At 62.5% G+C, this 20,296-nt stretch carries 16 protein-coding genes; 5 read left to right on the forward strand and 11 right to left on the reverse strand.

The annotated features are described in order from the left end of the window. Positions 1 to 77: 77 nt before the first annotated feature. The 4 genes from ACO1XS_RS14370 to ACO1XS_RS14385 form a co-directional block, all read right to left on the reverse strand. A complete protein-coding gene (locus ACO1XS_RS14370) occupies positions 78 to 1,349 on the reverse strand; it encodes a hypothetical protein (protein ID WP_486390983.1) in 1,272 nt (423 codons plus the stop codon). 180 nt (positions 1,350 to 1,529) lie between these two features. Beyond that, the gene (locus tag ACO1XS_RS14375; RefSeq protein WP_486390984.1) at positions 1,530 to 2,867 is read right to left on the reverse strand and encodes a sigma-54-dependent transcriptional regulator; all 1,338 of its coding nucleotides are present in this window, start codon (positions 2,865 to 2,867) and stop codon (positions 1,530 to 1,532) included. After that, positions 2,864 to 4,696, reverse strand: coding sequence for an ATP-binding protein (locus ACO1XS_RS14380; RefSeq protein ID WP_486390985.1), 1,833 nt, complete (start codon positions 4,694 to 4,696; stop codon positions 2,864 to 2,866). Before ACO1XS_RS14380 ends, ACO1XS_RS14375 begins: the two co-directional genes overlap by 4 nt. 36 nt (positions 4,697 to 4,732) lie before the next feature. Beyond that, positions 4,733 to 6,079 (reverse strand): MFS transporter, encoded by a 1,347-nt coding sequence (locus ACO1XS_RS14385; protein WP_486390986.1) that lies wholly within the window; start codon positions 6,077 to 6,079, stop codon positions 4,733 to 4,735. A 309-nt stretch (positions 6,080 to 6,388) separates the two neighbouring features. Between ACO1XS_RS14385 and ACO1XS_RS14390 the strand changes: the two genes are divergently transcribed. Next, a complete protein-coding gene (locus ACO1XS_RS14390) occupies positions 6,389 to 7,066 on the forward strand; it encodes an HAD family hydrolase (RefSeq protein ID WP_486390987.1) in 678 nt (225 codons plus the stop codon). Here ACO1XS_RS14390 and ACO1XS_RS14395 read toward each other — a convergent pair. Then, a complete protein-coding gene (locus tag ACO1XS_RS14395; RefSeq protein ID WP_486390988.1) occupies positions 7,063 to 7,671 on the reverse strand; it encodes a hypothetical protein in 609 nt (202 codons plus the stop codon). The genes ACO1XS_RS14390 and ACO1XS_RS14395 overlap by 4 nt on opposite strands. Positions 7,672 to 8,166: 495 nt before the next feature. Here ACO1XS_RS14395 and ACO1XS_RS14400 point away from each other — a divergent pair, with 495 nt between their 5' ends. Further along, a complete protein-coding gene (locus ACO1XS_RS14400; RefSeq protein ID WP_440559121.1) occupies positions 8,167 to 8,724 on the forward strand; it encodes a hypothetical protein in 558 nt (185 codons plus the stop codon). 35 nt (positions 8,725 to 8,759) lie between these two features. Here the strand turns inward: ACO1XS_RS14400 and ACO1XS_RS14405 are convergent, their stop codons facing one another. The 4 genes from ACO1XS_RS14405 to ACO1XS_RS14420 are packed head-to-tail and all read right to left on the reverse strand — an operon-like array spanning position 8,760 to position 12,821. Continuing rightward, entirely contained in the window at positions 8,760 to 9,833 is a 1,074-nt protein-coding gene (locus tag ACO1XS_RS14405) for an MBL fold metallo-hydrolase (protein WP_486390989.1), read from the reverse strand. A gap of 2 nt (positions 9,834 to 9,835) precedes the next feature. Continuing rightward, the gene (locus ACO1XS_RS14410) at positions 9,836 to 10,720 is read right to left on the reverse strand and encodes a quinoprotein dehydrogenase-associated SoxYZ-like carrier (protein WP_331572897.1); all 885 of its coding nucleotides are present in this window, start codon (positions 10,718 to 10,720) and stop codon (positions 9,836 to 9,838) included. Between the two features lie 23 nt (positions 10,721 to 10,743). Beyond that, entirely contained in the window at positions 10,744 to 11,721 is a 978-nt protein-coding gene (locus tag ACO1XS_RS14415; protein ID WP_486390990.1) for a quinoprotein relay system zinc metallohydrolase 2, read from the reverse strand. Between the two features lie 47 nt (positions 11,722 to 11,768). Then, positions 11,769 to 12,821 carry an NADP(H)-dependent aldo-keto reductase gene (locus ACO1XS_RS14420; RefSeq protein ID WP_331572893.1) on the reverse strand — a complete coding sequence of 351 codons (1,053 nt, stop codon included), beginning with the start codon at positions 12,819 to 12,821 and terminating at the stop codon, positions 11,769 to 11,771. A 204-nt stretch (positions 12,822 to 13,025) separates the two neighbouring features. Between ACO1XS_RS14420 and ACO1XS_RS14425 the strand changes: the two genes are divergently transcribed. Next, positions 13,026 to 13,925, forward strand: a complete 900-nt coding sequence (locus ACO1XS_RS14425; protein WP_331572891.1) for a DMT family transporter — start codon at positions 13,026 to 13,028, stop codon at positions 13,923 to 13,925. Between the two features lie 13 nt (positions 13,926 to 13,938). Here ACO1XS_RS14425 and ACO1XS_RS14430 read toward each other — a convergent pair whose 3' ends face one another. Then, positions 13,939 to 14,796 (reverse strand): class I SAM-dependent methyltransferase, encoded by an 858-nt coding sequence (locus ACO1XS_RS14430; protein ID WP_486390991.1) that lies wholly within the window; start codon positions 14,794 to 14,796, stop codon positions 13,939 to 13,941. A gap of 525 nt (positions 14,797 to 15,321) precedes the next feature. On the opposite strand from ACO1XS_RS14430, the gene ACO1XS_RS14435 reads away from it, so the two are divergent. Both ACO1XS_RS14435 and dbpA read left to right on the forward strand, forming a co-directional pair. Then, positions 15,322 to 18,234, forward strand: coding sequence for a hypothetical protein (locus ACO1XS_RS14435; RefSeq protein ID WP_486390992.1), 2,913 nt, complete (start codon positions 15,322 to 15,324; stop codon positions 18,232 to 18,234). Positions 18,235 to 18,384: 150 nt separating this feature from the next. After that, positions 18,385 to 19,782 carry an ATP-dependent RNA helicase DbpA gene (gene dbpA / locus ACO1XS_RS14440; protein WP_486390993.1) on the forward strand — a complete coding sequence of 466 codons (1,398 nt, stop codon included), beginning with the start codon at positions 18,385 to 18,387 and terminating at the stop codon, positions 19,780 to 19,782. 61 nt (positions 19,783 to 19,843) lie between these two features. Here the strand turns inward: dbpA and ACO1XS_RS14445 are convergent, their stop codons facing one another. Continuing rightward, the gene (locus tag ACO1XS_RS14445) at positions 19,844 to 20,143 is read right to left on the reverse strand and encodes a 2Fe-2S iron-sulfur cluster-binding protein (RefSeq protein ID WP_486390994.1); all 300 of its coding nucleotides are present in this window, start codon (positions 20,141 to 20,143) and stop codon (positions 19,844 to 19,846) included. Between the last annotated feature and the right edge of the window lie 153 nt (positions 20,144 to 20,296).

Below are 20,296 nucleotides of genomic sequence, written 5' to 3' on the forward strand. Positions count from 1 at the left end.
GCGGGCTCCCTGATCTTGACGGCGAACGTGCGGGATGTCGGTATCGCGCGGAAATGAATGTCCGCGTCGTGTGCCGGCTATCGCTTGATGACGGGGTTGTTCATGTATTTGCGCAGCAAGATATGACTGGTGTTGATATCTTTGCCCGGCAATACGAGCGGCAGGTCGCGTGTATCCGTGACTGCCATCGTGTTGTGGCAACTGAAGCATTGATTTTTGGAAACCTTGTTCTGCGTAAACGTCTCGATCACCGAGTTCGAGAGCTGATCGGAGCCCTTGATCTGCGAGTTATCGATCTGCGGACTCCAATCAGGATGAAATGGTTTCGCCGAGGCCTGATCCTCTCCCATCCATACGGCACCCACCTCTTCGTAGTTTCGCCAGACTGACTGCTTGGTTGCGAGGTGGTCCCGAACGCTCTTGTTGAGCGAATCGATATTCTTGACGTTGGGTTCTTCGCCCCCTCCGGTCCGGTACTGCCGGCAAGTCTGAGTCACGGGCGTGAGCTTTTGTGTCGACTTATCGAGCTCGATCACTGATGCATTGTTGACGTTGCAATCCTGAGCAGGGGTGCCGGCACGGTAAAACGTGTAGGACTTGTTCGCGACAGGTTGCGACATCTGCTGGTTTTCCTTGAAATCCGGCGCGTTATCGACGTGTTCGAACGTGGCCCAGATGGCTTCGGGATGGCCGTCTACCACCCATGCGATATGAAAGCCGACCAGAGCGACCTTTACGGTCTCGAGCTTGCGCTGTGGGTCGATATCCACGGTGTTACCCGTTTTCGAGAGCAAGGCAATCTTTGCAGTGGTGGTATAGAAGCGGCTGACGTCTTCGTTCGGGCCGACGATTTTCCAGGCGGCTTTCAGCGAGATGGCGCCGGTCGGGAAGACCAGGTTGGCAGCGGCCTCTTTCATGCCTTCCCGCGTGTTCAGTCGGCGGTCGAGGACGAACTGGCGATAAACATCGTTGATGAGCATGTTGGTATAGACGGCTCGGCCATTCTGGTCCACCAGAATGCCGAGCGAATCGGCCTGCTGCACGCCGTCGAGCACGTGTTCAGTTGGATTCTTGACCTTGGAATCGATTGAAGCGTCCGAAAACATGCTCTGGAACCGCGGTGTGCCGTTTTGTAGGGCGTCGGTGAGCCATAGGAACGCTTGCCACGAGAATTGATGGAACGCGCAGTTCGAGTTGAATGTGCTTCGGTGCGCGTCGTCCGGCTTTGGAACGCCGGTCGACGCGAACCAAGTGTCGGAGGCCTCGCAGTCTTGCGCCGACGCGGGCTGGCCGAGACACGCGCAGCATCCGGCGACAGCGATGGCAACCCAGATTCTTGGATTCATCATTCGTCTTCTCCGCTCAGTGGATGCAGCAGACGGCGGATGAGATGCGCGACGCCGCCGTCGACAAGTGAGTCGATTCAGCATAGGCGTCGTCGGCGAAGAGGGTACCTATCGCCGTTGACGGGTGGGCATCGATGGATTTATGGGATAGCGGATGGGATCGGCCGCGCGATCGGCAGACGCTTAGCGAAACGCGTTCACATCGATCCCATGCCGGGCAATCTTGTCATAGAGCGTTTTACGCGGCAGATCGAGCAGCTCCGCTGCTCGCAGCACCTGTCCGTCGGCGCTTCGCAATGCCTCCTCGATGCATGCGCGTTCGGCGCGCGCCATCCGAGCTTCGAGCGAACCTGCATCGTGCGCCGGTTGCGGCAAGCCATCGTCGAGTCCGAGCGAGAAGCGCTCGGCGATGTTCTTGAGCTCCCGGACATTGCCGGGCCAATCGTAGGCTTGCCAGCGCGCCATATCGGAGGCTGTCCATGCCGGCTCGGCGCGTCCATAACGTGCGCAGGCACCGCGGACGAAATGCGCAAAGAGCTCGGGGATATCGTCGCGCCGTTCCCGCAGCGGTGGAAGATCGATCGTCGCCACGTTGAGGCGGTAATAGAGATCGGCGCGAAACGTCTGGCGTTCGACCAGCTGCTTGAGGTCGTCCTTGACGGCCGCGATGACGCGCACATCGACGGACATTGCCGTGTTGCTGCCAAGACGCTCGACGCTGCGTTCCTGCAAGACACGCAGCAGCTTGGCCTGCAATGCCAGCGAAAGGCTTTCGAGCTCGTCTAGAAACAGTGTGCCGCCGTGTGCGTGCTCGAACTTGCCGATCCGCTTTTGCTGCGCGCCCGTGAATGCCCCGGCTTCATGGCCGAAGATTTCGCTTTCGAAGAGCGCCTCGGGTAGTGCGGCGCAATTGAGCGCGACGAAGGGGCCGCTGCGGCGGCTGGACGCGTGCAGCGCTCTCGCGAGCACCTCCTTGCCGGTTCCCGTTTCGCCCCGAATCAGCACATCGGCCGGTGTGGGGCCGATGGCATCGATCATCGCCTGGACATTACGCATGGCCGGCGAGCGGCCCAGCAGAAGCTGCTCGCCGCGCAGTTGCGCCCGCAAGTGGCGGTTGTCCACGACAAGCCGACGATGCTCGAGCGCGCGGCGCACCGACTCGACGAGACGGTCCGACTGAAACGGCTTCTCGATGAAATCGTAGGCGCCGGCGCGCATGGCGGTCACCGCCATCGCGATGTCGCCGTGGCCGGTGATGAGGATGATCGGGATATCCGCGTCCTTCGCACGCGCTTTGACGCTAGCCAGAAGCGTGAGTCCGTCGATACCGGGAAGACGGATATCGCTGACGATCGCTGCGGGCACCGCGTGGGACAGCGCCGCGAAGGCGCTTTCCGCGTCTTCGAATTCGCGCACGGCAATGCCGGCGAGCGAGAGCGCTTGCGAGCATCCCAGCCGTACGGCGGGATCGTCCTCCACGACATACACGGGGTGGTCGCTCTGAAAATCGACTGAATTCAATTGATGGACTCTGATTGAACGGTTGCGCGTTGCAGTTCGACGACGAACACCGCACCCGAGCGTCGGCCGGGCTCGGCTTCGACGTTGGCCGCGGTGAGGCTGCCGCCGAATTCGTCGACGATGGCCTGCGAAATTGCCAGTCCCAGCCCGAGCCCCTTGCCCGGCTGCTTCGTCGTATAAAACGGTTCGAACAGCCTGGACAACGCTTCGGGCGCGATGCCGGGCCCGCTGTCGCGGAAACTCACCCGCACGGTGCGAGCCGTCATCTCGGCTTCGATGACGACTTCCTTTCGATCTTCGCTCATGGCGCACGCGTCGATTGCATTGGTGAGCAGGTTGACGAACACCTGCTCCGCGCGAATCGCGCTAGCCAATGCGATGGCTTCGTCGGGAATGTGCGCCACGCGGATCGTCACGTCGTTTGCTTTGCGGTGCGCCTGCACGAGCGCGAGCGATTGCTTGATCGTCTCGCCGATCGATACCGGTTCGCGCTCCACGGCATCGTTGCGTGCGAATGCCTTGACGTGCGCCACGATTTTTCCCATCCGCGCGGCGAGATCGTCGATGAGCTCGAGATTGCGCGCCAGCTCGCGAATACGTTGAAGCTCGATGAGACGGACAGCGTTGTTCGAAAGCGTCATCAGGGCCGTCAACGGCTGGTTCAGTTCATGCGTGATACCCGCTGCCATTTGCCCCAATGCGGCGAGCTTACCGGCCTGGATCGCCGCATCGCGCGTATCGCGCAGTATCCGCCGCGCGTCATCGAGCGCTTCCACCTTCCGGGCGAGATCGCTGTTGGCCTGCGTCAGCTCGGCCGTACGCTCCGCGATGCGCGCTTCGAGATCGCGATGTGCCGCCTGTAATGCAAGGCGGGCTCGCACGCGTTCGCGCTCGCGGGTGTGTCGCAGCCACAGCGCCGCGGCCAACGCGAAGGCGAGCGCGCTGGCCGTGGCGGCACCTATGGCCGCCAGCGCGGCCGTCTGGCGATCTTCGGCGGGGGCCGTGAGAATGGCGATGCGCCAGCCGAGCGAGCCCGTCGGCCGATAATGCACGCGGTATCGATGTCGCGTATCGTCCGGGAGCGGCTCGAGTGCAGCGTCCCCGTACTGCCGCGTCGCACGCAAACGTGCCCGAGCTTCGGCCGAAAGCGGGGCGAGCGCACGATAACGCCATTGGGGTACCGAACCGAGAAACACGACGTTGTCGCGATCCGCGAGCACGACGATATCGCCGCTGTTGGCCAGTGCGTCCTCATAGCTTGCGAGCGGCGCCTTGATCGTCACTACGCCGACGGGCGGTGCATTCGGATGCTCGGGATCTCGTATCGGCACCGACAGAAAGTAGCCGGCTTCCCCCGTGGTGTTGCCGACACCGTAAAAGCGGCCGACGCCGTGTGCGATGGCGTCGCTGAAGTACGGCCGGTAAGCGTAGTTCCTGCCGACGAAACTGCCGGGCTCGTTCCAATTGCTCGCGGCAAGCGTATCGCCGCGAGTATCCATCACATAGGCTGCGGCGAGCTGTGCGTTTATCTGTACCGCTTTCAGATAGCTATTGGCCGCCGCTTGCTCCGCGGCATCGCCCGGATTGCGCAACAACCGCGACAGCACCGGGGCCAACGCGGCAATACGCGGCAGCGACTCGTAGCGCGCAAGCTGCGCTTCGAGCGATAACGCGTAAAACGAGGCGCGCTGCGCCACCTCTGCGGCACGGACGCGTTCATAGTGGCGCAGGGCCCCCACGTAGGCGAACCAGGCCATCAGCGCGCAGCATGCCAGAACGCCGGCACCGATCGCGACATACCGTAGCCGCAGCGCGGAACGCAGCTTCATCGCGTGCGTCCCGCCGCGCAGCCGGCAACGCCGGGATCAGTCCTCGATCCGCGAATGCCGTTTCGAATCGCGCGAGAAGATATAGACGAGCAGGGAACAGAAGATCGCCCCCGTGACGTACCAATAGAACATTTCCTCATGTCCGGCCTGCTTGAGCCACAATGCAATGTATTCGGCGGTACCGCCGAAAATCGATACGGTAACAGCATATGGAAGGCCCACACCCAAAGCACGCACTTCGGCCGGGAAAAGCTCGGCCTTCACCACTGCGTTGATCGAGGTGTAGCCCGAGACGATGACGAGTGCCGCCACGATCAGGAAAAAGGCGGTCCACGCGCTGTGAGTATGACTGATGGCCGTCATGATCGGCACGGTAAACAGTGTGCCGAAAATGCCGAAGGCAATGAGGATCGGGCGCCGGCCAATGCGGTCCGAAATGGCGCCGACGAGCGGCTGCAGCGCGGCGAAAAGCACAAGCGACGCACCCGAAACGAGCGTTGCGTCGAGCTTGCTCATGCCGACGGTGTTCGCGAGAAACTTCTGCATGTAGATCGAGTAGGTGTAGAACGCGACCGTACCGCCCATCGTGAGCCCCACGACGGTCAGCACCGCACGCGGATGCCTGGCCAACTCGGCCAGCGAGCCACGCTCTTTGCGCGCCTTACGGGCTTTTTCGAATTCGCCCGTTTCTTCCATCGTTGCGCGCAAACGCATGCCGACGAGCGCGCACGCCGCACCGACAAAAAACGGGATGCGCCAGCCCCACGACTCGAGTTGCTGCGTCGTCAGCAGGAATTGCTGCATGACGATCAAAAGCACGATCGCCACGAGTTGACCCATGATCAAGGTCACGTACTGGAAGCTCGAGTAAAAGCCGCGATGCTTTGCGGTGGCGACCTCGCTCAGATAGGTGGCCGACGTGCCATATTCGCCGCCGATGCTGAGACCCTGCAGCAGGCGCGCGAGCACGAGCAGTGCCGGAGCGGCCGCACCGATGGTTTGATAACTCGGGCACAGCGCGATGATGAGCGAACCGAGGCACATCATGACCACCGAGATGAGCAGCGCCGAGCGGCGCCCGTGCCGGTCGGCATAAATGCCCATCAACCAGCCGCCGATGGGGCGGGCAAGAAAGCCGACGGCAAAGACCGCTGCCGTATTGAGCAGTTGGGCGGTGCTGTTGCCGGCCGGAAAAAACGACTTCGCGAAATAGAGCGCGAACGCGGAATACACGTACCAGTCGTACCATTCGATGAGGTTGCCGACCGAGCCGGAAAAGATCGAGCGCAGGCGCCAGCGCGTGTCTTTCGAGGTGGAAACCGGCAATTCGCCGGTACTGGCGACGCGCGCGGGCGCGGCCACGTTTGAAGGAACAGGATTCATCGTGTCTCCGGAATGTTGTCAACCATTCGCTCGGGAAGGAGCGACGGCGCTTGCCAACGCAATGGGTATGCCAATTCCGGCTACACGCCGATCGTGTTGCAAACCGTTGTTTTTAAAAGAAAAGCAGACGGGACCTGCTAGCTGCGGCGGGCGCCCTGTGCGACGCGTCGGAATTCACCCTCCCTCGTGTGCGGAATTCCGCATTGAAACGCGGCCGCCGGCGCCGGCTTGACGACGAAGCGATTCGCGCGGCGAGGGCAACGGTTTGGTATAGTGCGTCGTCTTCACGCATGCGCTCGGACGGAATAGATGTTTTCAGCTGCTGTTTTCGATATGGATGGATTGCTCATCGATTCCGAGCGCACGATCATGAATACCTGGATTGCCGTCGCGCGGGAGTTGGGCATCACGCTGCTGCCGAGCGACTATGTTCGGATCATTGGGCGATCGTTGCGCGAGTGTCACGTGATGCTGGCCGAGATGCTGGGCAGCGAGGCTGTTTTCAGCGAGGCGCGCGCTCGCGTGCGCGCGCAATTGACGGAGTCGCAAGCAGGGCCGTTGTTTCCGTTGAAATCGGGCGCCGGCGACTTGCTCGCCTCGCTCGCCCGCGCAGGCATTCCCTGTGCCGTGGCCTCTTCCTCCGGGCGGGAGGAGATCGAAGTGCGCCTGAGGCGCGTCGGCGTGCTGCCGTTCTTTCGCGCGATAGCGGGTGGCGACGAAGTTGCCCGCGGCAAGCCCGATCCCGCGGTTTATCGGCTCGCGGCCGAGCGCCTGGGTGCCCCGGCCGCTCATTGTCTTGCGTTCGAGGACAGCGAGAACGGCATCCGAGCGGCCGTCGATGCTGGCATGGCAGTCGTCGCCGTGCCGGATCTCAAAGCGCCAACCGATGAAATCGCCGCGCTGAGTCTGCATGTGCTCGTCCAGCTCGACGACGCGCTCGCGCACGTGCCCACCTGGTTCGGGTCGCAAGCCAGCGTCGCTGCTTAGGCGCGTTTCGGATGTTCGCCGATACCGATGATCGAGACGCCGCTATTTGCCTGGCGTTCGCGAAGCGCCTGTTCTCCAATGATTCCGATATGGTTGCCGGACACGTCGACCCACTCGCGCGACGTGGAGTCTCGGGCGATTGACAACGCGCCCAGGGTGCCGAACTCGTTGCGACTGACATCGATGCGCCGAAGCGTGTCGCTCTCGAAGATCGTCGCTATCCCTTCGTAGCCAATGCGATTGTTCCCCAGCATGGCCGACGTCAGCGCGGGCAGCGAGGCGAGAGGTTTCACGTCGGCATCGTCGAGACCGCAGCCGCACGCCGTCAGCGATGTCAAAGTGCCAAGTTGCGCAAGCGTCGGCGCGGCCTTCCATTGTCCGATCGGGTGTCCGCTCACATCGAGCGTAGTGAGCCGCAACGACGACAAACCTTCGAGGTCGGCGTGCCTGAGCCCGCGGCATTCGGAGAGATCGAGCGCGCCGACCCATTCCGGCAGGTATCGCAACTCGCCGGGTCCAAAATAGCCTTCGAGTTTCAGCGGCAGTGCCTCCGTGCCGTCGTACCGCTCGCCGAGCCGCTTGAGCGCGGCGCCGTCGCGTATCACGAGGGGCGCTGCTGACGATGACGTGTCTGGCGCGCGTACGCCGTCCGCGTTCTTTGCATGCGCAAAGCGCGTGGTAACCATCGCACCCGGCGTTTCACCATCGATGCGGGGCGCGCCACTGTCACGGCCAGCGGAAAGTCTGCTCGGCGCATCGCCATGGCGGCCCAACGCGCGGACAGTAGGGGGCGATACCGCGGCCGGCGTTTCGCCATGCGCCGTGCTTGTCTCATGGCGCGGAGGAAAGTTGCTTCCGTCGATCGATATTGGCATCTGGTTTTTGGGCGAGGTGGCTCGAATGGGCCAATGGTAGGATGGTTCGCGGCCCCGGTTCGTGCACGTGCGAAGCGGCAAAGCGTTGCGCGCAGCGACGGCGTGTTCGACGTAACGCGGCGCGGGCATCGCGCCCTCGTGCCCTCGTGCCCGACTCCCGGAGCGGCTCATGGGAGGCTTTGGGGTACGATGGAACTCCATGACTCCGCGGGACTTCTGCGCACAATGAAATTCGTCTTCCGGCTGATGACCGTCGCTTCTGTCGGCGTTGCAGTGCTGCTGGCCGGCTGCGATCAACAGGACAGCGAACATGCCATGCAAAAATTCAAGGCTTTTCTCAACGCAATCAAGCCCGATGCGCTATTGCTGAGAGGGCTGACGCCGGGCGTTACGACCGAGGCGCAGATTCGCGACCAAATGGGCCAACCCGAAACCGAGCGCACCTTCACCGACGGTTCGAAGCGGCTCGAATATCCGCGCGGCCCGCAGGGCGTGACGACGTATATGGTGGACATCGACCCGCAAGGCAAGCTACGTGCCGTCACGCAGGTGCTGAGTGCGGAAAACTTCGCGAAGGTCCGGCAAGGCATGACCGAGGACGAGGTGCGTCGATTGCTCGGCAAGCCCGGCGAGGTCGCCGTTTATCGGCTCAAGCCCGAGACGGTCTGGAGCTGGAAATGGAATGAAGGGCCGCCCGCGGGCGAGGCCTACTTCAACGTCCATTTCAACGCCGAAGGCGTCGTTTATACGACTTCGCGTTCGGACATCATTCGCGGGCATTAGGAAACGCGAAGCGGGCAAGACATCGCCGCCATCGGTCAGCGCGGTTCCAATTGCAGATAAACGCGTTGCACGTTTTGGGGGTGCGCGACCGAATACAGCTTCCAATGACGAAAGTTCGGCGTTTGCACTTGCGTCCGTGCATCCGTCAGCCCAACGCCTGCGCCATAGGCCTCATGTACGCCACGATCGAGCTCTCTCAAATATTGTCCGACCGAATCGATCCGGTCAGGTTTCACGACCGGACCGAAACCCGGTACGACCTCGTTGACATCGAGCGCATGAATCCGGTCGAGGGCTGCCAGCCACCCAGGAATGGATTCGTTGCGCAACTCGGGAATGCGGCCCACGCTCACGAGCGCGCCGGCGAACAAGACCCCGGTCTGCGCATCGCGAACCGCGAGGTCCCCAGGTGTTGCGGCCGTACCGAAATACAGCAGCTCCAGTTGCCGATCGCCCGCGTCGATGCGCGTGGTCGCCTCGACTGTGCGGTCCGGAACAGTCACGCGCGAACCGCTCATTTCCTCCTCGCCCAGCGTGCGGCGCAGGTTCGCCAGACAAATGGAGCAACGGGCGGCGATCAGCTCGGCGGTACGGCGATGCGCAAGGATGGGCACACCCGCGTCGCGAAAAGCCGCCGCGCCGAATACGAACTCCGGCGCTTGATGCGTAATGACGACGAGTTCGATCGGCAGCGGTGTGACCCTGCGAATCGCTTCGATCATGGCACGGCCGTAGCGATAGGACGCGCCTGTATCGATGACGACCACGCCCCGCTTGCCGACAACGAATCCGTTGTTTGCGACGATTCCGTGATTGCGCGGCGCGACGACGTCCCCGCTACCCAACATGGCATAAACGCCCGGCGCGATTTGCACGGGGCGGGGGATGTCGCGCTCGTTCGCGACTTCTGGCTCGCGATCGACGGCGGCCGCCGCCCCGGACGCCGCACTGATTTGTGCGGTGGGTGTTGCGGCCGCGACGGGTAGCGCCATGATGCAGACGCTCGTCAGCCATACCATCGCAACGCTCACGCGCAGCGCGCGCGCGGCGGTTTTCCCGAGCAACCCGACCCGCGCGCGGCGTGTGCGCGATAGCGGCGTTTCCCCCATCGTCACATCCGCGCGGGCGCCGGCTCGGCGCTCGCGTTCTTGGCCGGCACCGGCATGGTGGCTTCGAACACGTGCTCCTGTGAATCGCGGACCGTCGCTTTCAACTCGCCGGGCGTGCGCGACAGGAAGTAGAAGCGGAAATTCGGATTCTCGCTGATCGAGAAGTTGACGTTTGCGGTCATCACCGGTTTGCCCCCGTAGGAGACCTCGATCTTGCGGACGAAATACGCCGATGCGTATTGCCGAGTGATCTGGTTCATCGCCATGCCGGTGCGGTTCGGATGGCTGATCATCAACTGCGCAAGCTGCGGTTGGCCCGCGGCGGCACTCCCTTGCGCGCGCAGACGCATCTTTCCGATGTTTGCGAGCGCCGCTTCGTCATCCTTACCGACGGGAGCCGAGCAGCCTCCCGATGCCTTGATGAAGCGGATCGCGCTGTAGAGGTGGCCGTCGTTGGTCTCGGCAATCGCGCGCATGAACGTGTAGTCCTCCACGCGTACGCGCGTTTCGATACTCGCGCGCCCCGATTCGGGCGTGAATTCGAACCAGCCCGCGTAGGGCTCGGGGTTCTGATCGATGAACAGGTAGATCCGCCGAATGTAGCGCGCCGGCGTTTGAGGAAACTGCGCCGTGATCGAGATGGGCACGATCGCGGCGTCCGCCGCGCGGGCGGGTGCATCGAGCTTGATGACCGCCTCCCCGTGCGGATCGATCTGGCGGTCTTTGAAGGTGCCGTCGCGGAAATCGACCCAACTGGCTACCTTGTTGGGGTCGTCATCGGCCGACGGTGTCGCGCCCCGGGCACCGGGCGCTGCGACGAGCGAGCCTATCGCGCCCACGGCGAACGCCGCGGCCGCAATTGCCCGACGAATAGATTCGGTCTTCATGTGTCGCCTCCACAGCTAGGCAGCTAGGGCTCCCACTCGAGCTCAGCATACGCCGTCGTGACGTTGCGGCGTTGATAGACATCGAACAACTTCCATTGCGGGCGTTCGTTCGCACCGATCGTGTCGATGGCCTGCCGCATCGTCCGGCCCGCGCGAATGGCCGCGCGCACGTCGTTGGCGAGTCGCTCGAGATAGCCGCGCTCGGCGTCGAGCGCCTGGGGCCAGGGCGCGTCGAGCGGACCGTGGCCCGGCACCGCGCGCCGGACTCCCGGCAACGCGCGGATTGCGGCGAGATCGTCGAGCCAACCCGCTACACTGCCGTCCACCACCGGCAGGCAGCCCGCGAAGAGTAGATCGGCGAGCCACAGCGTCCCACTGCTTTTATCGTAGACGGTCAGATCGCTGTTCGTATGTGCTGTTTTCCAGGTTTGCAGCGTCAGCACCCGGGAACCCAGGTCCAGATCGAGCGTGCCGTGAACGAGCAGCGTCGGCGGGATCACCCGGCTGCCCGCGGCAACGCTGCCGAGTTCGCGCGTCAGCACGTGCAGATAGCTTTGCGAATGCGAGAGCTCGGCTTCCGGGAGCTTGTCGCTGCCGACGAACTGCGGGTGATCGTCGAGGAATGCGGCGTTTCCGAAGATGTGGTCGGGATGCATATGTGTGTTGATCACATAGCAAACCGGCAGCGGCGTGGCGCGGCGGATGGCCGCCCGCAGTGCGCGCCCTTCGGCCAGTGTGCCGCCCGTGTCGATCACTGCGACGCAACGCGTGCCGATGACGAAGCCGATATTGGCAATATCGCCGCCGTTTCGAGGCGTGGCCACGTCGTCATGTCCGCGGTGCGCGTAGAGTCCCGGCGCCAGCTCTTTCACGCTGAGCGGCGCGGCCGGTGAGGGCGCCGCGGCGTATCCCGGCGAGAACGTCACGACCCATGCGAGCGCGGCGCCGATTGCCTGGGCAAGCGCGCCGCTCGAAAGACGCCAATGTCGCGAAAGACGCATGGCTTCGTGAGGACTCCTAAGGACGCGCGAGGAGCGCCGCCCCCAGCTCAGGGCGCCGGGTTGGGCTGCGCCTCGTAAAGCGCATCGATTTCGGCGAACGCCGCCTCGGGCAGCGTCACGTCGATACTCGCAATATTCTCGCGCAATTGGTCGAGCGAAGTTGCGCCAATCAGGTTGCTCGTCACGAACGGCCGGGAATTCACGAATGCCAGCGCGAATTGCGCGGGCGAGAGACCGTAGCGTCGGGCCAGCGCAACATAAGCGCTCGTCGCCTGGATTGCTTGCGGCTTACTGTACCGCTGGAAACGCTCGTAAAGCGTGATGCGCGCTCCGGCCGGCCGCGCCCCGCGTTCGTATTTTCCCGATAACCAACCGAATGCGAGGGGCGAATAAGCGAGCAAACCGATCCGTTCGCGATGGCTGAACTCGGACAGTCCGGTTTCGAATGTCCGGTTCAATAAGCTGTAAGGATTTTGAATGCTGACGATGCGCGGCAAACCGAGGCGTTCGGCGGCGCGCAGGAACTGCGAGACCCCCCACGGAGTCTCGTTCGATACGCCGATGTGACGGATCTTGCCCGCTTTCACGAATTCGGCGAGTACGCTCAGCGTTTCCTCGATCGGCACCGTGTATTCGTCGTCGATCCATGGATAGGTTGGCCTTCCGAACGTCATGGTGCTGCGATCCGGCCAGTGCAACTGGTATAGGTCGATATAGTCCGTATGTAGACGTTCGAGGCTGCCGTTCAGTGCCTCGGTGAGATTCGCCCGATCGAACTGGTTCTGTTCGCCGCGAATGTGACGCGGGTTGTGCGGCTGACGCGCCGGGCCCGCGATTTTCGTCGCGAGCACGATCTTCTCGCGTGCGCTGGGGTGCTTCGCCAGCCAAGAGCCGATATAGCGTTCGGTCGAACCCTGCGTATCGGCTTTAGGCGGGACTGGGTACATCTCCGCGGTATCGATCAGATTGACGCCTTGATCGAGTGCGTAGTCGATCTGCGCGTGTGCTTCGCTTTCCGTGTTCTGCTCGCCCCAAGTCATCGTGCCGAGGCCAATTGCGCTGACTTTGACGTCCGAGTCGCCGAGTTTGCGGTATTCCATCGATCCGATCCATTCGTTGTCGAATAAAGACGCGAAACTACCATGACGGCGTTGATCGTGCAGGCGATGAGTCCCGAGCACCGTAGCCAAGACCTTGCGTCTATGAGGGATAGTCCGCGTCGGCTACGGCAATCTCGCTATGATCTGCACGAATTGCCGATGTCCCCCACCTCTCACGCGAGAACGCACATAAGTGCGCATTCCATGCAACAGCGCTTAACACCGGGCACCGCCTTGCTGCTTACCGTGCCGCCTTTTCTATGGGCGGGCAATGCCGTCGTCGGCCGGATGGTCGGTGGGCTCGTACCGCCGCTTACGCTCAACTTTTTGCGGTGGCTCGTAGCCTTTGTCTTTCTCGCGCCGTTCGCGGGCCGTGTGCTGCACCCATCGAGCGGATTGTGGGCGCACTGGCGCCGGTTTGCGCTGCTCGGCCTGTTTGGCGTCGGTTGTTATAACGCGTTGCAATACCTTGCACTGAAGACTTCAACGCCGTTGAACGTGACGCTGATGGCCGCGAGCATTCCCATCTGGATGCTCTGTGTGGGACGGCTTTTCTTCGGGCAGCAAATTACCGGGCGGCAATGGGTTGGCACCGCGCTCTCGATTGCCGGCGTTTTGCTGGTGCTGTGCCGCGGGCATTGGACCGCGCTGGCCCAGTTTCATCTCGTGGCGGGCGATCTCTATATGCTCGTGGCGGCGTTCGGCTGGGCGCTATACAGCTGGCTGCTCATGCGTACACGCGAGCCCGCTCGATGGCGCAACGACTGGTCGGCGTTTCTGGTGGCGCAGATCGCGTTCGGTTTGCTTTGGTCCGGGGTTTTTTCAGCCGGCGAATGGGCGTTGACCGGTGCGCATATCGTCTGGGGCTGGCCCTTGGTTACGGCGCTGCTCTATGTCGGCCTGGGACCGGCCATCCTCGCCTATTGTTGCTGGGGACTCGGCGTTCAGCGTGTCGGACCGAATATTGCCGGGTTTTTCGCCAATCTCGCGCCGCTTTTTGCTGCGCTGATGTCCGCGGCGTTTCTTGGCGAATGGCCGCAGCTCTATCACGGTGAAGCCTTCGCGTTGATCGTCGGCGGAATCGTCGTGGCCTCGCGGCGCTGAAGGCCACCGTTCGTCAGGTCCCGGCGACGAGAATCGATTCGCCGCTCGACGGTCGCAAGCCATCGGTTCGATCGGCAAAGTATCGATCGATGAGATCGGCTGTCGACACATGCCGCGCTTGCCTGAAGCCGGCTTCAAGCGCGAGTTTCAGCATTTCATCGGGAGCGAAAAAGCTCAGGAACGGCGTCCCGGCTGCGCGCGCCCGTTCGTAAACCGCCTGATGCTGCGCGCGCTCCGGGACATCGATCAGCTCCAGCGGCTCCAGAAATGTCATGGCGAGCGTTGAGCCGGATGCGAGCGTTGCGATCTGACGCAGCGTGGCCGCCACGGCCTCGCGCGTCAGATACATCGAGACGCCGGTCGACGCGACCATGGCCGGGCGGGCTGTATCGAAGCCGCCCGCGACCAGCTTTTCCCACCACGAATCGCCCGCTTCGAAATCGACGGGTACGAATTTCAGCCCGTCTGGAATAGCCAGACCCATCTCGCCCAGACGTTGCTGCTTCCATGCTTGCGGGCCCGGTTGGTCCACCTCGTAGAGGCGCATCCGCTCGACAAGCTCGGGCCGGCGTTGCGCGAACGTATCGATGCCGGCGCCGAGGATGACATATTGCGTTACGCCGCATGCGAGCGCCTCGGCGAGTTCGTCTTCGACGAAGCGGGCGCGCGCGACGATCGATGCGCGATAGCCGCTTGTGCCTTCCGGATGCATATCGGGTCGCGCGCGCCAGTCCTCGTCGGGCGCGGCGATCTGCAGACCGATCGTGTCTTCCAGCACGTGCGGCGGGGCATCGACCTCGGTGTGCAGGGCTCGCCAAAGCGCAACGCGCACCGCCGTGCTGTCGGGGGTGGCGGATGGTTTGTCAGGCATGGCTCATTTCCCTATTGAATTCGAGAGTGAGTGAGCGTGGGTAGCGATCCACGGTGTGCCGACGAGTTTATCCGCTCGGCGCACGGGAGGGCTTCGAACTCGGCATCCCGCCCGGGTCGAGCGCATCCGCCTGGGCGGAATACCCGAAAAGACATCGAAATGGGCCATTCCTGAATTGATTGATGCGTTGCACCAATCGATTCGGATCGTCGCTTGTCACTTCGTTGTGCGCGTAACGGCAGGTGCGGTCATTCCGTGACAATGCGCCTCGCGCGCAACCGTGCGCATGGCCCAACGCTTTTCTTAAAAGGTGAACGAGTGAACGACATGACCACGAGGGGTGCCGGGGCAGGACGAGACGCGCTTGCGGGCCGGCCTTTGGAACCGGCGCAGAGCAGAAGTCAGCCGCCAGAGGGCGGGCTCGATTATCTCCAAGGCGCAGCGTTGCGCCGGCGTGTGGCGTCGGGGCAATTGAGAGGGTTGCCTTCCATTGGGCCGCGTGCGGTGTCTCGGCCGAACCTGGAATTGAACGCAGCTATCAGCCATGCCGAAAGTGCGATCGGGCGGGCCGCGAAGATTTTCGATATGCTCAGCGATCCCTATGTGACCCGCAAGCCGTTTCTCGATGCATCCGAATCGTGGGTGCCGAGGCAGTTGGAGAACATGAAGCGGTTCGACTTTGTGACCCAGCACGGCGCGGAATACGTCAACCAGGCCGGCAAGTCCCGCACGGATCACATTCATACGGCCGGCGTCGCGTTGTCGGGCGATGCGGTGCGCGCCCTCAGCGCTGCGCGCACGCACTTCATCGGCGTCCCACGCGTAACGATACTCGGCACGAACGAGAATCCGCGCGAGCACGAAGAGCGGTTCGCCCGCTACGCTGACGCGGATGTATTCGTGCTGCCGGAAGGCGGTCCGCATGCGGCGCAACAGTTCCTCGAGGTTGTGCGGCAGTTGCGGGCTGGTATGGCGGATGAACAGTCGGCCGACAGGTTGCCCAAGGAATTGGTCGTCACCAACTACGGATTCTATCGTCCCCTGTTGCTAGGACTCTTTGGCTTGCCGCCGGGCGACGCTGCGCCAGGCAACGCACCGGTGCGCGAGTACTATCGGCAAGCGCTCGAAAAAATCGTCGGCACCACGCACGACGGCTCGCCCCGAGCGAGAGTCGTATTTGCCGACTCGCTGAAGCAGGTACCGGTATCGCGCGCGCCAGGTGACGCGACGAAAGCGAAAAATGCGCAGCCCGGCACCCTCCCGTCGGCAGAGTCGGCAGGTGAAAAAATCATCGTCAGTCACCCTTTCTTTGGCAGCGCTCAGCAGCACAAGCTCGCTCATTGGGAAGGAGCGTTCGGCAAAGAGGTTACTCAGTTGCTTTCTCTGATCCAGACGGATCTTCCATTGGGCGAGCCTAGTGAGCGCTACCACGCCTACGAGGCCAATTCCGGCGGCCGGTCTCCCGCGCTCGACGGACGATCCGGTAAGGCGGAGTCGTTCTACCGGACGATCTATCATGCCTTGACGGGCGAACATCCGACCGTGACGCGCGAGGAGTTCCTCGCGCGCCTGAAGGGGCTTGGCATCGATGCCGATCGCGGCGACAAGCTGACTTTCATCACAGACGATCGCGGCATCGAGTGCCCGGACTGGCATCTGATCGGGCCATACTTCCCGGCGCACATGTTGGAGAAGTTCTTCGAGGAAGTAGACGACAAGGTAGGCGGCCACGATCCCAAACTGCAATCGATGCCGGGCGCGGAAACGACATGGTTCTTCAACAAGTTCGGCGGTGTCCACGCGGCACTCGAACTGATCGACGAGGCGTATGACGCGTACGAAAAGGCCAACCCGGGCGTCCGGCTCAAGCGTCGCATTCGCAGCGTATGCGCGGCGACACTCGTACAAGTCGAGCTGGGTCGCGATGCGCAAAGCGCTCGCGAGGCGAAGCCTGTCGTGCGCAATTTCTCGGGCAGTACCACGTACGCGCTAAGGAGGCCCCCTGAGCATGTGGATCAAAACGATTCGTTCTCGTGGTGCGTGCCCGAAGACGAAGTCGGCATCGACAATCGATCTGTCGAGGAGCGCATCGAACTTGGTATTGACGGCCGATACGTGGAGGATCTGCCCTGGATGAAAGTGAAGGCGGCGATGGTGGCCTCCGGCGTGCAGTTTGTCGATACGGGAGACAGGCCGCTCGTTCACGACTACAGAATTCATACGTTCGGAGACGAAAAAGCGACCATCTTCGGTCAGCAATTGCAACGAACGATGCGCGCCGAGGCAAAGTCGTTGCTGTTGCAAACACCAGCGTTGATCAAATCGTCCGAGCCACCGGAATTGGCGTCTTCAGCCGCTTTGTCCGCTGCGCAGGCGTTTTTCGATCCTCATGAAATCGAGTGGCGGATGTACGGAAACGATGCACTCGTTCTCGCACACACAACCGATGACGTGCTCGATCTTTCGAAAGCTGCGTACGCATACTTTTCGGCTCATGTTGCAAAACACGAGCATCCCGATCGCAAGCGTATGCTCGTGCTACTCAATGGCGGCGATCCCAAGCTCGAGATTCTGCGACGCCAGTCCCGGGTAGTCTACGGAAACGGCCTGGCCGAGAAACCGAGCTTGTTGTCGAGTGTGTACACCGATGGCGCGCATGCTCTGGCGCGTGTCCGGAAGCACTGGGAAGAATACCGGCGTGTGCCCGCGTCACGGATCGACCCGTTCGATCTGTTCGACCCTGAGGCCGAGCTCATGGAGGGGAGGGTGGAGCGCCCACCGCTGGGGGCCTTTTTCAGTTCGGCCAAGTCGGTCAACGACGAACTACTCCGCGGCTCCGAGGCCATCGGGCGTTTCATGGCGGAAAACGGTTTCGACATGGGCTACGGTGCAGGCTCGAAGGCGATGATGCTCCACGCCGCAAAGACCTTTGTGGATACGGTGCGATCCCGCGACGCGGACCAGCGCCTGTTGGGCGTGAGTACACCGATGGTCATCAAGCTCGAAAACGAGGACGGTCGGTTGCCGTCATGGCTCCATATCGGGCATATCGCTTCCGACATCGTGATGCGAATGAAGCAAATCGTGACGCCGGCGGATTTCGGTTTCGTCGATAAAGGCGGTGACGGCACGCTTCAGGAACTGGCATTCGTGGCCGCGGTGAACGCTGCGGTGCAAAAGGCGGAAGAGACGGGTGTCGAGATCGGCGCAGCTGATCCGCTGATGCGCAAACGGACATTTGTGCTACTCAACGCCCCCATGTCACGCGGCCAGAAGCTTTACGATCCATTCATCGAATTCTATGCACCGTCCGACGCGCGGCCTCACGAGCGGTACGAAGCTGGACGCGAAGTTTTGCGCGGCCTGGGCATCCACGAAGTCACGAGCAGGGCGGGCGAGGGCCTCGAGGAGGATGTCGCGGACATATTGGGGCTTTGATCCGCGACGCCGATAGGAGACAATGACGCCTCCTACGCGGCCAGTGCTGGTGCCGACGACGCCCGCGGATTCCCGTGTGCGTACTGGCTTCGACCCGAAGCCAGGTATCGCCGCAAGCCTTGCTGCGCAAGCTGTTTCCCGCGCCACGACATGATAAATAAATCGACAGCCTCACACTTCGGCGACCTTCCGCTTGCGCCCGCCACGCTCGCCAATCTTGCCCAACTCGGCTATGTCGACATGACGCCGATCCAAGCCGCGAGCCTGCCGATTGCGCTCGCGGGACAAGACCTGATCGCGCAAGCGAAGACGGGAAGCGGCAAGACCGCGGCGTTTGCGCTCGCGCTGCTCGCGCGGCTCGATGTGCGCCGCTCGGGGGTCCAAGCGATGGTGCTATGTCCGACTCGCGAGCTGGCCGACCAGGTCACGCGGGAAATCCGGCGTCTTGCGCGAGCCGAGGAGAACATCAAGGTGCTGACGTTGAGCGGAGGCACACCGATGCGTCCGCAAACGACAAGCCTCGAACATGGCGCGCATATCGTCGTCGGCACACCGGGGCGCATCATCGATCATCTCGAGCGAGGCAGTCTGACGCTCGATACGCTGAATACGCTCGTACTCGACGAAGCAGACCGCATGCTCGACATGGGTTTCTTCGACGATATCGCGACGGTGGCGCGTCAATGTCCGGCGCAGCGCCAGACGCTGCTGTTTTCGGCGACGTACCCGGAAGGCATCGGCAAGCTGAGCCAGCAGTTCCTGCGCGACCCGAAAAAAGTGGTGCTCGAAGAGCGTCACGATGACAGCAAGATTCGCCAGCGCTTTTACGAAGTGACCGAGGATCAGCGGCTGCATGCGGTCGGCATGCTGTTGAACCACTTCCGACCTGTGAGCACGCTTGCGTTTTGCAACACGAAGCAACAATGCCGGGATCTGCTCGACGTGCTGCGTGCACAGGGTTTTCATGCACTGGCGTTGCACGGCGAACTCGAGCAGCGCGAACGCGATCAGGTGCTGATCCAGTTCGCGAATCGTAGCTGCTCGGTGCTCGTCGCCACCGACGTCGCCGCGCGTGGTCTCGACATCGCGGATCTCGAAGCGGTCATCAATGTCGACGTGACACCCGATCCGGAAGTCCACGTGCATCGAATCGGCCGCACGGGCCGGGCGGACAAGGACGGCTGGGCGCTGAGTCTCGCGAGCATGGACGAGATGGGGCGCGTCGGGAACATAGAACAGGCGCAAATGCGCGAAGTGGAATGGCACCCGCTTGCGGAGCTGACACCCGCAAGCACCGCGCCGTTGTTACCGCCGATGGAAACGCTGCAAATCCTCGGTGGCCGCAAGGAGAAGATTCGGCCCGGCGACGTGCTGGGTGCGCTCACGGGCGAAGCGGGTTTTCGCGCCGAGCAGATCGGCAAGATCAATGTGACCGAATTTTCGACATACGTGGCGATCGAACGCGGCGTTGCGCGCGATGCGTTGCACAAGCTCGGCGCGGGCAAGGTGAAGGGGAAGAAGGTGAAGGTCCGTTTGATGGACGAATAGCCTGCCCAACGCGGTGGTGACGCGTTCTCAGGGCACGCGCAGTGACGTCGCTGCTTCCGGATCAAAGCGCTTCGGCATCCGGCACCGTCAACACGAGATCCGTCTCGGCTACCGCGACACAGGGCAACACGAGGCCTTCAGCCTTTTCCTCCTTCGTCAGTCCCGGCCATTCGATGCGGTAGCTGACTCGGCCGCTCGCCAAGCGGCACATACACGTGCGACATGTCCCGTTGCGGCACGACCTCGGCAGTATGAGTCGGGCGGCCGTAGCCGCCTCCAAAAGCGTCAAGTGCGCCGGCGCGTCGAATTCCCGACCGAGCGGTTCGATGCGGACCAACGGGTAGCGGGCAATGTCGGACATGAGTGGTTTGGGCGCGAGCGGCGGAGCGCCGGCAGATGAGTTTTGCAGCGCAGCATACCTGACGAGCGACGCAAGACGACGCAAGGCGGTGCGAGAGAGGCCCCGCTCGCGAAAACTTGCTTGTCGCCGCAAAACGCCTAAAGTACATCCAAC

The sequence above is a fragment of the Trinickia sp. genome, assembly GCF_057351765.1.